Here is a 13758-nt window from a genome sequence, read left to right on the forward strand (position 1 = left end):
CCGACCCCGCGAAACACTCGACTGGAACACACCAGCCCAACGCCTCGCACAACTCATCGTCCCCTAACGATTGCACTCACCCCTTGACCCCGCCAGATCCAACTGACGTATTCCTCTTGATCAGCGCGGGAAGCGGAACCCGGAGGGCTGATCCGGGTGAGGGGCGGGGCTGGGTGGGGGCGGGGCTGGGTGGGGGTGAAGTCGGGCAAGGGGTTCCGCAGCCGAACGGCAGGACCGCCCGGAACGGCAGGACCGTCCGGAACGGCAAGACCGCGCCGGGAAAGGCAGGACCGTCCGGAACGGCAAAACCGCCGGGAACGGCAGGACGCCCGCCTGCTCTGGTGAGTAGGCGGGCGTCCTGGCGGTTCGGATCAGGCGCCGCCGTTGGGCGCACCGTGGCAGCGCTTGTACTTGCGACCGGAGCCGCACGGGCAGGGCGCGTTGCGGGACGGCCCACCCTCGGCCGACCGGTCGACCGGACCGGTGTTACGCCGGGCGGTGCTGGCTGCGGCAGCCTGACCGGTCGCCCCGGCGGCGGCCGGGCGACGCGGCGTACCGGCGGCGGGTCGGGCCTGCGACGGAGCCTGCGGCTGCCCACCGCCGATGCCGAGTGCCGGTGCGGACGGCTCGGGCTCGGGCCGTTCCACGGCCACCGCGCCCGCGCCGGCCTCACCGTCGATGGTGGGGGCGGAGTATTGCAGGCCCTGCTGCTGGGGCGCGCGGTTGAGGCCCTTGGCCCGGATCTCGACCGGCTTGTCCAGCAGCTGCACCTCCTCGGCCTCCGGCTCCGGCTCCTGGACCTGCACCTCCAGGTTGTAGAGGAAGCCGACCGTCTCCTCCTTGATGCCTTCCATCATGGTGGCGAACATGTCGAAGCCCTCGCGCTGGTACTCGATGACCGGATCGCGCTGGGCGTACGCCCGGAGGCTGATGCCCTCCTGGAGGTAGTCCATCTCGTAGAGGTGCTCGCGCCACTTGCGGTCGATGACCTGGAGCAGCACCATCCGCTCGAGCTGGCGGGTGGCTTCCTCGCCGAGGCTCTCCTCACGCCGGTCGTACGCGGCGTTCGCGTCCTCCTTGAGCCGGGCCAGCAGGAAGTCCTGGTCCAGGCCGGAGCGGGAACCGACCTCCTCCTCCAGCTCGTCGACGGTGACGCCCACCGGGTAGAGCTGCTTGAGGCTCGCCCAGAGCTGGTCGAGGTCCCAGTCCTCGGCGTAGCCGTCGCTGGTGGCCCCCACCACGTACGCGCCGATGGTGTCGTCGATCATGTTGCGGACCTGGTCGGAGAGGTCCTCACCGTTGAGCACGCGCAGCCGCTCGGCGTAGATCACCTGGCGCTGCTTGTTGAGCACCTCGTCGTACTTCAGGACGTTCTTGCGGATCTCGGCGTTCTGACCCTCGATCTGGGCCTGGGCGTTCTTGATCTGCCGGGTGACCATCTTCGACTCGATGGGCACGTCCTCCGGGATGTTGAACCGCTCCATCACCGCCTCGACGGCACCGGCCCGGAACCGCTTCATCAGCTCGTCCTGGAGCGACAGGTAGAACCGGGACTCGCCCGGGTCACCCTGCCGGCCGGCCCGACCGCGCAGCTGGTTGTCGATCCGGCGGGACTCGTGCCGCTCGGTGCCGAGCACGTAGAGGCCACCGGCGGCGGCCACCTCCTCGGCCTCGGTCTCGCACGCCTGCTTCCAGGTGGGGAGGGCCTCCTCCATCGCCTTGGCGTACTCGTCCTCCTGCTCGACCGGGTCGAGGCCGCGCTGGCGCAGCTCGCTGGCGGCGAGGAACTCGGCGTTACCGCCGAGCAGGATGTCGGTGCCCCGGCCGGCCATGTTGGTCGCGACGGTGACCGCGCCCTTGCGGCCGGCCTGCGCGACGATCTCGGCCTCGCGGGCGTGGAACTTCGCGTTCAGCACCGAGTGCGGGATGCCCCGGCGGCGCAGCAGCGTGGAGAGGATCTCGGAGTTTTCCACCGAGACGGTGCCGACCAGCACCGGCTGACCGGCCTGGTGCCGCTCGGCGATGTCCTCGATGACCGCGTTGAACTTGGCCTTCTCGGTCTTGTAGATGACGTCGGCCTTGTCCATCCGGACCATCGGCCGGTGGGTGGGGATGGTCACCACGCCGACCTTGTAGACCTTGTTGAACTCGCCCGCCTCGGTCTGGGCGGTACCGGTCATGCCGGAGAGCTTCTCGTAGAGGCGGAAGTAGTTCTGGAGGGTGATGGTGGCCAGGGTCTGGTTCTCCTGCTTGATCTCCACCCCCTCCTTGGCCTCGATCGCCTGGTGCATGCCCTCGTTGTAGCGGCGGCCGTGCAGGATGCGCCCGGTGAACTCGTCGACGATCAGGACCTCGCCGTCGCTGACGATGTAGTCCTTGTCGCGCTTGTAGAGCTCCTTGGCCTTGATCGCGTTGTTGAGGTAGCCGACCAGCGGGGTGTTGACCGACTCGTAGAGGTTGTCGATGCCGAGCCGGTCCTCGACCTTGGCCACGCCGCGCTCGGTGACCGCGATGGTGCGCTTGGCGTAGTCGACCTCGTAGTCGCCCTCGCCGTCCTTGCCGGACTGGAGGCGGGCCACCACGCCGGCGAACTCGCCGTACCAGCGGGCGGAGTGCTCGGCCGGGCCGGAGATGATCAGCGGGGTCCGGGCCTCGTCGATCAGGATCGAGTCGACCTCGTCGACCACGGCGAAGTTGTGCCCGCGCTGGACCAGCTCATCGTGCGACCAGGCCATGTTGTCGCGCAGGTAGTCGAAGCCGAACTCGTTGTTGGTGCCGTAGGTGATGTCGCACTCGTAGGCGGCCTTGTGCTCGGCGGCCGGCCGGTTGGGCAGCACCACGCCGACGGTCAGGCCGAGGAACTCGTGCACCTGACCCATCCAGGCGGCGTCGCGCTGGGCCAGGTAGTCGTTGACGGTGACCACGTGCACGCCCTTGCCGGAGAGCGCGTTGAGGTAGACCGCCATGACCGAGGTCAGCGTCTTGCCCTCACCGGTCTTCATCTCGGCGATGTTGCCGAAGTGCAGTGCCGCGCCACCCATCACCTGGACGTCGTACGGCCGCTGGCCGAGCACCCGGGCAGCCGCCTCGCGCACCGTGGCGAACGCCTCGGGCAACAGGTCGTCGAGGGTCTCACCATCGGCGAGCCGCTCCCGGTACTGGTCGGTCAGTGACCTCAGCTCGTCGTCGGTGAGGTTGACGTAGTCGTCCTCGATCGAGTTGACGGCGGCGGCGATGGCCTTCAGCCGGCGCACCATACGGCCCTCGCCCGCGCGGAGGACCCTTTCCAGAATCGACACGGATCAACGCTCCCCTAGACAGTCTCGAACCATCGTAGGCGCTCCGTCGGCGCGATGGTCACTGGTGGCGGCGGTCCGACCCGACCAAACCGACATAATGCTCGGCTCGACCCGCCGCCCGGCGGTTATCCGGTTACGCCCACCGCGAACGATCCGGCACGATGACCCGCATGGAGCCTGTGGAGATCATCGAGGACGGCCTGCTGCTGCGTCCGTGGCTCGCCTCGGACGCGGAAGACGTGCACCGGGCTTGCCAGGACCCGGACATCCAGCGCTGGACCACCGTACCGCGTCCGTACCGGCCTGAACACGCCCATGGCTTCGTCACCGAGCTGAGCCCCCGCGCCTGGGCCGAGGGCAGCGGGGCACCGTTCGCGGTCTGCGACGCCGCCACCGGCGAGCTGCTCGGCTCCTGCGGCCTGGTCGCGATCGACCGGGAGGTCGAGACCGGTGAGATCGGCTACTGGACCGCCCCCTGGGCCCGGGGCCGGGGGGTCACCGTGCGGGCCACCCGGGCGGTCGCCCGCTGGGCCTTCGACGCTCTGGCGCTGCGTCGGCTGATCTGGCAGGCCGAGGTCGGCAACCACTTCTCCCGGCTGGTCGCGTTGCGGGCCGGCTTCCAGATCTCCGGTGAGCTGCGGCTCGCCCGACCCGCCGGGGACGGCCGGGGCGAGGGTTGGATCGGCTCGATGCTGCCCGGGGAGGTGCCCGCCGTCGGTGCGACCGGACCGGCCGGGCCGGGCACCCTGGAAGCCCGGCGGGCCGCCGTGTTCGGTCGGCCGCAGCCCGTCCTGTTCGCCACCGCCGGGGACACCGAGCTGCGGTTGCGACCGATGGAGGAACGCGACCTGGAGGGGGTCGTCGCCACCTGCCGGGACCCGGACACCGTCCGGTGGACCAGCGTGCCGCACCCCTACCAGCACACCGACGCCGAGGGCTACCTGACCTACGGCGGGCTGGCCTGGGCGCGGGGCAGCAGCGCGTGTTTCGTCCTGGCCGACCCGGACGACGCCTTCGCCGGCACCGCCGACCTGCGGTTGAACCCCGTCGACCCGCTCCGGGCCGAGGTCGGCTTCATGACCGCGCCGCAGGCCCGGGGCCGGGGCTGGATGCCGGCCGCGCTGGGCGCGCTCGCCGCCTGGGGCATCACCGGCCTCGACCTGGTCCGGATCGAGTGGAAGGCCCACGTCGGCAACAACGCCTCCCGGCGGGCCGCCGAGAAGGCCGGCTTCACCGTCGAGGGCACCCTGCGGGGCGGGGTGCCGCAGCGGGGGGACCGGGTCGACGCCTGGATCGGCGCGCTGCTCGCCGGGGACCTGACGTGAACCCACAGTCCAGCGACGCCGGGGACCTGACTCGACCCCGCAGACCAACGACGCCGGGGACCTGACGTGACCCCCACAGACCAACGACGCCGGGGACCTGACGTGGCCTGCAGTCCGACGACGCCGGCGGCGACCTGACGTGAACCCACGGACCATCGAGCCTGGCGAGGCCCTGACGTGACCCCGGAGGTCGTCGAGGCCGGACCGGTGCGGCTGCGACCGTTCCGGCCGGACGACGCCGAGGACCTCGCCGCCGGCCGCGACGATCCGGTGAACCTGCGGTTCAAGCCGGTGGGGATGCCGCATCCCTATACGGTCGCCGACGCGCACTGGTGGATCGCCGAGGGTGCCCCGGCGGCGTGGCGCAGCGGCGGCGCAGCGTACGTGATAGTCGATGCCGGGACCGACCGGCTGGTCGGCGGGGCCGGGCTCAGCCAGGTGGCGCCGGGCCGGGGGCAGGCGGAGCTGGGCTACTGGGTGGCACCGCGGGCCCGGCGGCGCGGGATCGCCACCGCCACCACCCGGGCCCTGGCGGCGGCCGCGTTCCAGGCCGGCCTGGCCCGGCTGGAGCTGCTGATCAGGGCCGAGAACCCGGCCAGCCAGCGGGTCGCGCTGGCCGCCGGCTTCCACCTGGAGGGGGTACGCCGGGCAGCCGGCCTGGACCGCGACGGCGACCGGTACGACCTGCTCGCCTGGGTACGCCTCGCCGACGACCCGCCCGGCCCGGTCCCGCGCCTGCTGCCGGACCTGCCCGACGGCCGGCTCACCGACGCGGTGGTGAGCCTGCGCCGGCTCGCCCCGGCCGACGCCGAGGTGCTGCACCGGCTGCACACCCGCCCCGAGGTGGTGGCGACCCGGGTCCGTCCGGTCCCACCGACCCGGGCGGACATCGACCGGCGCTGTGCCGTCGCCGAGAGCGACTGGCTGGCCGGCCGGGCGGCCGACTTCGCGCTGTGCGACGCGGTGACCGGCACGATGGTCGGCGGTTGCGCACTGATCCACGACGAGCCGGCCACCGGCCAGGCGATGATCGGCTACAGCCTGCTGCCCGAGGCGCGCGGCCGGGGACTGGCCACCCGTGCGGTCCGGCTGGTGGCCGGCTGGGCGTTCGGCACGGTGGGTCTGGCCCGCCTCTGGGCCGGCACCGCCCCGTGGAACACCGCCTCCCAGCGCGTCCTGACCCGGGCCGGCTTCCACCGGGAGGGCCTCATGCGTGCCCGCCTCCCCGCCCCGACCCCCGAAACCCCCCGCCCCGACACCCTCCTCTGGTCCCACCTCCCCACCGACCCCCCTCCCCCGTCCTCTTCCCCGCCCCCACCCCCACCCCCACCTCCCGGGTGATCAAGAGATTTACGTCAATTCGATCTTCGTAGCTGACGCAAACTTCTTGATCACCGCGAGCGGGCGGGGGGCGGAGTGGGGTGGGGTGGGGTGGGGGCGGGGGGATGGGTTTAGGTGTCTAGGGAGATGATGCCGTAGTCGTAGGCGTGGCGGCGGTAGACGACGCTGGGGCGGCCGGACTCCTTGTCGTGGAACAGGTAGAAGTCGTGACCGACGAGTTCCATCTGGAACAGGGCGTCGTCGACCGTCATCGGGTCGGCGGGGTGCACCTTGGCCCGGGCGATGTGCCAGGGCTGGTCGTCGTGCTCCTCCGGGCGCTCCTCGACGGCGGTCGCGGTGGCGGTGCCGCCGGCGGGGGCGGCGACGTCGTCCAGGCCGGCCACCGGCAGACCGGCGGTGGCGGCGGCGACGGAGATCGGCGCATGCCGGCCCCGGTGTACGCGGCGGCGGTCGGCCGCCCGACGCAGTCGGGTGTCCAGCTTGGCGATGGCCGCGTCCAGCGCGCTGTAGAAGTCGTTCGTGCAGGCCTCTGCCCTGATCACCGGCCCACGGGAGACACAGGTGATCTCCACTCGCTGGCAGGTGTCGGACTGCCGGGGATTGCGCTCGTGGAACAGCTCCACATCGACCCGGATGAGCTTGTGATCGTAGCGTTCGATTTTCGCGAGTTTCTCGGCTACGTGTACCCGGTAATGGTCCGGCACTTCGACGTTTCGACCCTTGACCACGATGTCCACGTGACCTCCCTTTTCCGGATGGTCGGCTGATCTTCGAATCCGGTCGAGCAACCTCGGGAGGGCCCCTGGGAGCGTCGACCGGTCAGGTACGGCTACGCCTCCTTCCACCGTCGGGGACGGGTGGGGAACCCTTCCTACCCCGACACGAAAACGCTAACTCCTGTTCGGCCGACAGTCACCCCCGGTTGTGGGAAACCCTCAGAGAATTAACAGCAACCAACACCATGGGGTGAAACGGAAACACGTTGCGTCACCAATGCCGCCGCTTTTGCGTTGCACCCAACACGGCCGCGCCATATGGCGTCATTCCCGCCGCACGCAAGGTCCGACTCAGCGCCGCCAGGGTGGCCCCGGTGGTGAGGATGTCGTCCAGCACCACCACCGTCCGGCCACCCGCACCACGCCCGGCCCACCCCGCCCGCAGCCGGAACGCCGACGCCGCCGCCTCGGCCCGCCCTGCCTGGTCCAGCTCCACCGAATCCGGCCGGGGCAGGGCCCGCACCGGCACCGCCGTCCGCACGTCCCAGCCGGCCCCCCGCAACCGGACCGCCGCGTGCCGGGCCAACCGGGTCAGGTGGTCGCCGTAGCGGGCCCGGGCCGCCGCCGCCCGGTCCGGCACCGGCACCAGCAGCACCGGCCGGGCCGGACCCACCGCCGCCGCCACCACCTCCGCCAGCAACCCGCCCAGCGGCCGGGCCAACCCGTGCCGACCCCGCTCCTTGTACGACAGCAGCACCTCCCGCAGCGGGCCCGCGTACGGGCCGAGGGCGTGGCAGGGCGGCAGGTCCGGCGGGGGCGGGGTGGGACGGGCCGGCACCGGCCGCAGCGCGGCGAGCTGGCGTACGCAGCGCGGGCAGCAGCCCCGCCGCAGGGTGTCGTCCCGCCGACCGCAGCCGGCACAACCGGTCGGGAAGACCAGATCGGTCAGGTCCGCCCAGAGTCCGCCGATGTCCCGCACGAGCGGCTCAGAACAGGAAGAACGGCGCGGTCGGACTGCCCGCCCGGCCACCGGCGGGCGGGGACGGCACGTCCAGCACCTGCTCGCCCCGGATCGTCTCCGCCGACGGCGATCGGTAGCGGTAGGCGACCCCGTTGGCCTCGTACATCATCATGAGGGTGGGCAGCACGTAGGTCGGGTTGCCCGGGTACACCGCGAGGTGGGTCACCCGGGCACCGACGTCGGTGACCAGCCCGGCCTGCAACACCCCGTCCACGCCCACCTCGTAGACCGCCGAACGGTTGGTGGACCCGGCCACGGCCAGGGTGTTCTCCTGCGCCCAGTCCACCGCCGACAGGTCGGTGAGTGTGGTGGCGACCTGTCGTACCGGGCCGAGGGAGACCACTCCGCCGTCGAGACTCGCCGTGCTGAGGTAGAGCCGCCCACCGACGATCAGTGCGATCCGGTGCCCGTCCAGGGCGGCGGCCACCGCGCTGACCTGACCCGTCGCGCCCACCGGCACCTGGACCATCCGGGCCCGGTCGTCGAACCGGTAGAGCCGCCCGTCGGCCACCACCAGCCCGTACGGCTGGGCCCCGCCGAGCGGGCGCAACCAGACCGGCCGGCCGAGCGCGGCGAAGGTCTGCGTCCCCGGGGTCATCACCTGCACCGGCGCGGCACCGGAACCGGCGACCAGCCGGTGCCGGCCGCCCGGGGCGGTGGTCACCAGGGCGGCGAGGGTCTTGTCCTCGACGGTCCGCCGCAGGGCCGCCGAGACGATGGTGTGGTTGTCCTCCACGCGGATCGGCACGGGGCCGATGGGCTCGGCCTCGAAGACGAGCGGATGGATCGCCCCGTCATAGACAGTGAACCGTTGCGGCGCCTCGGTGAGCGGATAGACCGGGTTGGCGAGCCGGTGGGCGGCCAGGTCGTCGATGGTCACCCGGGACTGGTTGCGGGTGGTGAGCTGGAGCGGGCCGTCCAGGTCGGACAGCGACCAGGCCAGCTGGATGCCGAGTTTCTCCAGTTTGCGACGGTCGTCCCCGGGCAGGTCGAGGTTGACTTCCCACCGGCCGTCGGTCTTGACCGCGTTGTTGATCAGGGCGGTCCGGTCCGGCAGGCCGCTCACCCCCTGGCGGAGCCAGTCCGACGGGCCCGCGATCAGCCACTTGACCGCCTCGCTGACCAGCCGCTCGTTGGGCACGGCGAGGGGCAGGTAACGCTGGTCGGCGACCAGCCGGGTGGCGTCGGAGTTCCAGAAGTAGACCGTACGGATCTGGTAGTACAGCCGCAGGCTCAACGTGTCCAGCAGCAGCACGCTCGGCGGATCGGTGACGTAGTAGCCGCCGTCCTGCGTGCTCTCCTGGCCCGGCTCGGCGGAGCCGCGCAGCGAGAACTGGTATTCGGTGTCCGTCACCACCGGCGGGCCGAGCACCCCGTTGGCCCGCAGCAGCCCCACCTGCTGCACCGGCACCCGGACGGTGAGCAGACCGTTGACGTTCTCGGTGATCACCGGCTTCTCGGTCAGCCGGACCACGTTGATCGCGACCTCACTGCCCTGTTTCTCCGCGAGCCGGTTGCGATCCTCGCGGGCGATGAACTGCTTGACCCGGGCGTACGCCCGCTCGGGCTCACCGGCCGCGGCGGCCAGGAAGTTGCGGACGAAGGTCTCCCGGTCGGCGCCGCTGGACGTGCGGGTGGGGGGTTCGCCCCGGCCGGAGCTGGACGCGCCCGCCGAGACGGCCGGCCCGGAGCCGTCCACCTGCACGTCGGTGCGGTCGGGGATGCCGCAGCCGGTGGCGAGCGCCAGCAGTACGACGCAGAGCAGCCCGGCCAGCGCCCGACGCCCCACGGCCGGGCCCGGGCCCGTGCGACGATTCACGGCCGGGCCCGGGCCCGTGCGACGACTCACGACCGGACCTCCGCCCGCTCGTCGGGCACGGCGGCCGGACCGGGGCCGATGGCCAGGACACCACCGTCAGCGGGCCCGATCGCCAACAGGTCGCCGTCTCGCGGGCCACCGAAGGGCAGGGTGGCGTCCGCCGGCACCAGCCGCAGCGGTGAGGTGGTGAGCCGGTCGCCGGAGCGGACCGGCAGGGTGAGTCGGAACTGGGCGCCCTGCCCCGGTGCCCCCCACGCCTCCAGCCAGCCGCCGTGCAGCCGGGCGTCCTCCAGGCTGATCGACAACCCCAGCCCGGTCCCGCCGGTCTGCCGGGCCCGGGACGGGTCGGCCCGCCAGAACCGGTTGAAGACCAGCTTCTCCTCGCCCGGCTTGAGCCCGACGCCGTGGTCGCGGACGGTGACCGCGACGGCGGTCTGGTCGACGCCCAGGGTGATCACCACCGGTTTGGCCTCGCCGTGCTCCACGGCGTTGCCGACCAGGTTGCGCAGCACCCGCTCGACGCGACGCGGGTCCACCTCGGCGATCACCGGGCTGGCCGGCACCGCCAGCTCGATGGTGACGCCGACCCGTTCGGCCAGCCCGGCGAGGCGGTCGGCGACCCGGTGCACCACCGGCACCAGGTCGGTCGGCTCGGAGTCGAGCATGGCGAAGCCGGCGTCGAAGCGGCTGATCTCCAGCAGGTCGGTGAGCAACTCCTCGAACCGGTCCAGCTCCGCCTGGAGCAGCTCGGCGCTGCGGGCCACCGCCGGGTCGAACTCGTCGCGCTCGGCGAAGATCAGGTCGGCGGCCATCCGGACGGTGGTCAGCGGGGTCCGCAGCTCGTGCGAGACGTCGGAGGTGAACCGGCGCTGGAGGCGGGACATCTCCTCCAGGCGGAGGATCTGCCGTTGCAGGTTGGTGGCCATCTGGTTGAACGAGGCGGCGAGCAGGGCGAGGTCGTCCTCGCCGTTGACCACCATCCGCTGGTCGAGCAGGCCCGCGGAGAGCCGCTGGGCGGTGCGCGCGGCGACCCGGACCGGGGTCACCACCAACCGGGTGACCAGGGCGGCGAGCAGGCCCAGCAGCAGCACCAGGGCCACCCCGGTGGCCAGGACGGTGGCCCGGGCGTCGGCGGCGGTGGCGTCCTGCCGGTTGAGCGGGACGAGGTAGTAGAGCTCCAGCTGGCCGAAGCGGGTGGGCACCGGTGAGCCGTAGACCAGGTATTTCGTCCGCTCCCCGGTGAGCTGGCCGGTGCGGATCTGGTGGGCCACCTTGCCGTCGGCGACGGCGGCCCGTAGCTCCCGGCTGACCAGCGGCCGGACGTCCATCGCCGGGGAGGTGCGGGTCTCGATGATGCCGGCGTAGTTGTCCGCGGTGATCGCCACCACCACCCCGCTGGTCTGCTGCGGGTCGCCCCCGGCCAGATAGTTGACCGTGCCCTCGACGGTGTCCTGGAGCTGCGCCTCCTGGGGCTGGCTGTAGAGGTTGAACTGCTTGGCCGAGTAGTCGCTGCCGTTGCGCAGCCGCAGCAGCACGTCGGTCTCGGCGTTCTCGAGCAGGATGTTGGTGATCTTGTCGGCGATCAGGTAGGCGAAGCCGCCGACCAGCAGGCTGGACACCACCAGCGTGATGGTCACCACCCGGACCTGCAACGACCGCCGCCAGGTCTGCCGCAGGCCGGCGGTCACCCGCAGGCAACGGCCCAGGAGGGCCCGCCACACCGCCCGCGCGGCGGGACGCCAGCCGGCGGTGTGCTCGGGGGTGGGGTCGGGGGCACTGGTCACGGTGCAGACCAGGCTATCCGGTACCCGCCTTGTATCCCACGCCCCGCACGGTCAGGATGATTTCCGGCCGCTCCGGGTCCGGCTCGATCTTGGCGCGCAACCGCTGCACGTGCACGTTGACCAGCCGGGTGTCCGCCGCGTGCCGGTAACCCCAGACCTGCTCCAGCAGGACCTCCCGGGTGAAGACCTGACGCGGCTTGCGGGCCAGCGCGACCAGCAGGTCGAACTCCAGCGGCGTCAGCTTCACCTCGTCGCCGTCCCGGCTGACGGTGTGCGCCGGCACGTCGATGGTGATCTGGTTGCCGGGCGGGCCGATGGTCAGCATCTCCGGGGCGACGTCCTCGCCCCGCCGCAGCCGGGCCCGCATCCGGGCCACCAGCTCCTTCGGCTTGAACGGCTTGACCACGTAGTCGTCGGCACCCGACTCCAGGCCGAGCACCACATCGACGGTGTCGCTCTTGGCGGTCAGCATGACGATCGGTACACCCGACTCGCCACGGATCGCCCGCGCCACGTCGATACCACTCATCCCGGGCAACATCAGGTCGAGCAGCACGATGTCGGGTCGACTGTCCCGGAACGCAGCCAACGCCCGTTCCCCGTCGGCGACGAAGGAAGGCAGGAAGCCCTCACTGCGCAGGACGATGCCGAGCATCTCGGCGAGCGCGGGGTCGTCGTCGACCACCAGCACCCGGGCTCTCATGGGGTTTATGTTTCCATCCCCGTTCAGTCGGTGGGATCGCGTCTGGATGGCACGGTACTGCCGGGAGAGGTGCCACCGCACGCCCCACGCGCGATATCTCCCCCGATGGCCGTATCGGTGGCCCGCACGGCGGATCCACCCGACCGGTCGGACCGTGTCACCATGATCCCCGGGCAGGTCGCCCCCCGCCAGCCACCATCCGCAGGAGTACGCGTGCCCGATGTCGGCCCGACCGCCGTGCTCCCCCGCCGTCCGCTCACCGTCGGTGAACTGCTCGACTCCGCCGTGCTGCTGCTGCGGGCCCAGGGGCGGGTGCTGGTCCCCCTGGGCGTCCTGCTCGCCGCCGGTGAACAGGTGCTGTTGTACCCGCTGCGCCGGCTTGCCGACGCCGTACCCCCGGTGTGGTGGAGCGAGAGCGGGTCGTTTCCGCTCTGGTGGCAACTGCTCGCGGTGGGCGCCGCCGGTGAGGCGGTGATCGTCCTGCTGCTCGGCAACCCGGCCGCGCGGGCCGCCGGCGCGGCCCTGCTCGGCCGCCGCACCGGCATGGGGGACCTGCTCCGCCCGGCCGGAGCCCACTGGGGGGTCACCCTGCTGCTCGCCCCGGCGGTCGGCCTGCTGATGCTGGTCGCGGCGCTGCTCGGCCCGGCCTGGCTCGTCGGCTGGGGACTGCTCGGCTCGGTCGCCGCAGCCGTGGTGGTGGACCGGGTGCCCGGACCGTCGGCGGTGCCCCGGTCGGTCCGCGTCGCGCTGCGCGGTCGGGCCGCCGCCGTCCGGCTGCTCGGCTACCTCGGCTGGTGGGTGCTGCGGGTCGGTCTCGCCCTCGGTCTCTTCTTCGGCGTCGAGTCGCTGCACCTGGTCGACCTGGCCGACCCCGACGTGCGGGTCGTCGCCGCGATGCTCGCCTGGGCGGCGGTGAACAGCGTCGCCTACCCCGCGCTGGCCTGTCTGGACGCGGTGAACCACCTGGACACCCGGATGCGCGCCGAAGGGCTGGACATCCGGCTCGCCCGTACCCCCGCGGGGTCCGTCGCGGCCGGCCTGCCGGCGGTCGATCGGTGAGCCGGTGGTGGACCGAGGCCGTCGCCGCGCTCGGCGACGTGCTGCCGCTGCCGCTGGCCGCACTGCTGCTGGTGCTGGTCGCCGGGCTGACCGCGCTCGCCTGGTACCACTTCCCGGCCTGGGTGCCCCGCCGACTGCCCCGCTGGCGGCTGCCCCGGCTCAGGCTACCCCGCCTCAGGCTGCCCCGCTGGCGGCGACGACAGCGGTCGGCCGACGACCCGCCCGGCGTCACCCTGCCCCGCCCCCGCACCGGAGACGACACCCCCGCCGCCGGCCCCGGGCGCTCCCTGGCCGACCGGCTGGCCGCCGAGGGCCGGTACGCCGAAGCCGTCCGGGAACGGCTGCGCGACATGATCCGCCGGCTGGTCGCCGTCGGTGCGGTCGCACCCCGACCCGGGATGACCGTCACCGAACTGACCGACGCGGCGGCCCACGCCCGTCCCCCGGTCGACCCGCCGTTACGCGCCGCCGGAGCAATCTTCGCCGAGCTGTGGTACGCCCAACGCCCCGCCGCCGCCGGACACGACCAGCGGATGCGGGAACTCGCCGACGAGCTGGACCGGGCCCTCACCCACCCACAGCCGGACGGGGGGCCCCGGTGACCCGCCCCGCCACACCGACGGTCGACAGCCCGCCACCGGCCCCCGTCCGCCCGCCACCGGCCGGGCCGGGCCGGCGGCGCCGCCGACAC

General features: G+C 72.5%; 10 protein-coding genes. 4 read left to right on the plus strand and 6 right to left on the minus strand.

Going from position 1 to position 13758, the window contains the following annotated elements:
• Positions 1-371: 371 nt before the first annotated feature.
• Complete coding sequence (gene secA / locus AB0B63_RS27505; protein WP_357023844.1) at positions 372-3299, minus strand: preprotein translocase subunit SecA; 2928 nt, start codon at positions 3297-3299, stop codon at positions 372-374.
• A gap of 170 nt (positions 3300-3469) precedes the next feature.
• Between secA and AB0B63_RS27510 the strand changes: the two genes are divergently transcribed.
• Both AB0B63_RS27510 and AB0B63_RS27515 read left to right on the plus strand, forming a co-directional pair.
• Positions 3470-4624 carry a GNAT family N-acetyltransferase gene (locus AB0B63_RS27510; RefSeq protein ID WP_357023847.1) on the plus strand — a complete coding sequence of 385 codons (1155 nt, stop codon included), beginning with the start codon at positions 3470-3472 and terminating at the stop codon, positions 4622-4624.
• A gap of 177 nt (positions 4625-4801) precedes the next feature.
• Complete coding sequence (locus AB0B63_RS27515) at positions 4802-5965, plus strand: GNAT family N-acetyltransferase (protein ID WP_357023850.1); 1164 nt, start codon at positions 4802-4804, stop codon at positions 5963-5965.
• A gap of 110 nt (positions 5966-6075) precedes the next feature.
• Here the strand turns inward: AB0B63_RS27515 and raiA are convergent, their stop codons facing one another.
• From raiA to mtrA, 5 genes are all read right to left on the minus strand, one after another.
• A complete protein-coding gene (gene raiA, locus AB0B63_RS27520; protein ID WP_208570338.1) occupies positions 6076-6702 on the minus strand; it encodes a ribosome-associated translation inhibitor RaiA in 627 nt (208 codons plus the stop codon).
• Positions 6703-6952: 250 nt separating this feature from the next.
• Positions 6953-7660, minus strand: coding sequence for a ComF family protein (locus tag AB0B63_RS27525; RefSeq protein ID WP_357023854.1), 708 nt, complete (start codon positions 7658-7660; stop codon positions 6953-6955).
• A 7-nt stretch (positions 7661-7667) separates the two neighbouring features.
• A complete protein-coding gene (locus tag AB0B63_RS27530) occupies positions 7668-9521 on the minus strand; it encodes an LpqB family beta-propeller domain-containing protein (RefSeq protein WP_357023857.1) in 1854 nt (617 codons plus the stop codon).
• 26 nt (positions 9522-9547) lie between these two features.
• Positions 9548-11242, minus strand: a complete 1695-nt coding sequence (gene mtrB / locus AB0B63_RS27535) for an MtrAB system histidine kinase MtrB (RefSeq protein WP_357023969.1) — start codon at positions 11240-11242, stop codon at positions 9548-9550.
• A 76-nt stretch (positions 11243-11318) separates the two neighbouring features.
• Positions 11319-12008, minus strand: a complete 690-nt coding sequence (gene mtrA / locus AB0B63_RS27540) for an MtrAB system response regulator MtrA (protein WP_208570335.1) — start codon at positions 12006-12008, stop codon at positions 11319-11321.
• Between the two features lie 213 nt (positions 12009-12221).
• Here mtrA and AB0B63_RS27545 point away from each other — a divergent pair, with 213 nt between their 5' ends.
• Together AB0B63_RS27545 and AB0B63_RS27550 are read left to right on the plus strand one after the other, a co-directional pair.
• Positions 12222-13067 (plus strand): hypothetical protein, encoded by an 846-nt coding sequence (locus AB0B63_RS27545; RefSeq protein ID WP_357023861.1) that lies wholly within the window; start codon positions 12222-12224, stop codon positions 13065-13067.
• Positions 13064-13669 (plus strand): DUF4129 domain-containing protein, encoded by a 606-nt coding sequence (locus AB0B63_RS27550; RefSeq protein ID WP_357023864.1) that lies wholly within the window; start codon positions 13064-13066, stop codon positions 13667-13669. The genes AB0B63_RS27545 and AB0B63_RS27550 overlap by 4 nt, the downstream gene beginning before the upstream one ends.
• The last annotated feature ends 89 nt before the right edge of the window (positions 13670-13758 follow it).

This window comes from Micromonospora sp. NPDC049081 (genome assembly GCF_040648835.1).
GTDB lineage: Bacteria > Actinomycetota > Actinomycetes > Mycobacteriales > Micromonosporaceae > Micromonospora > Micromonospora antibiotica.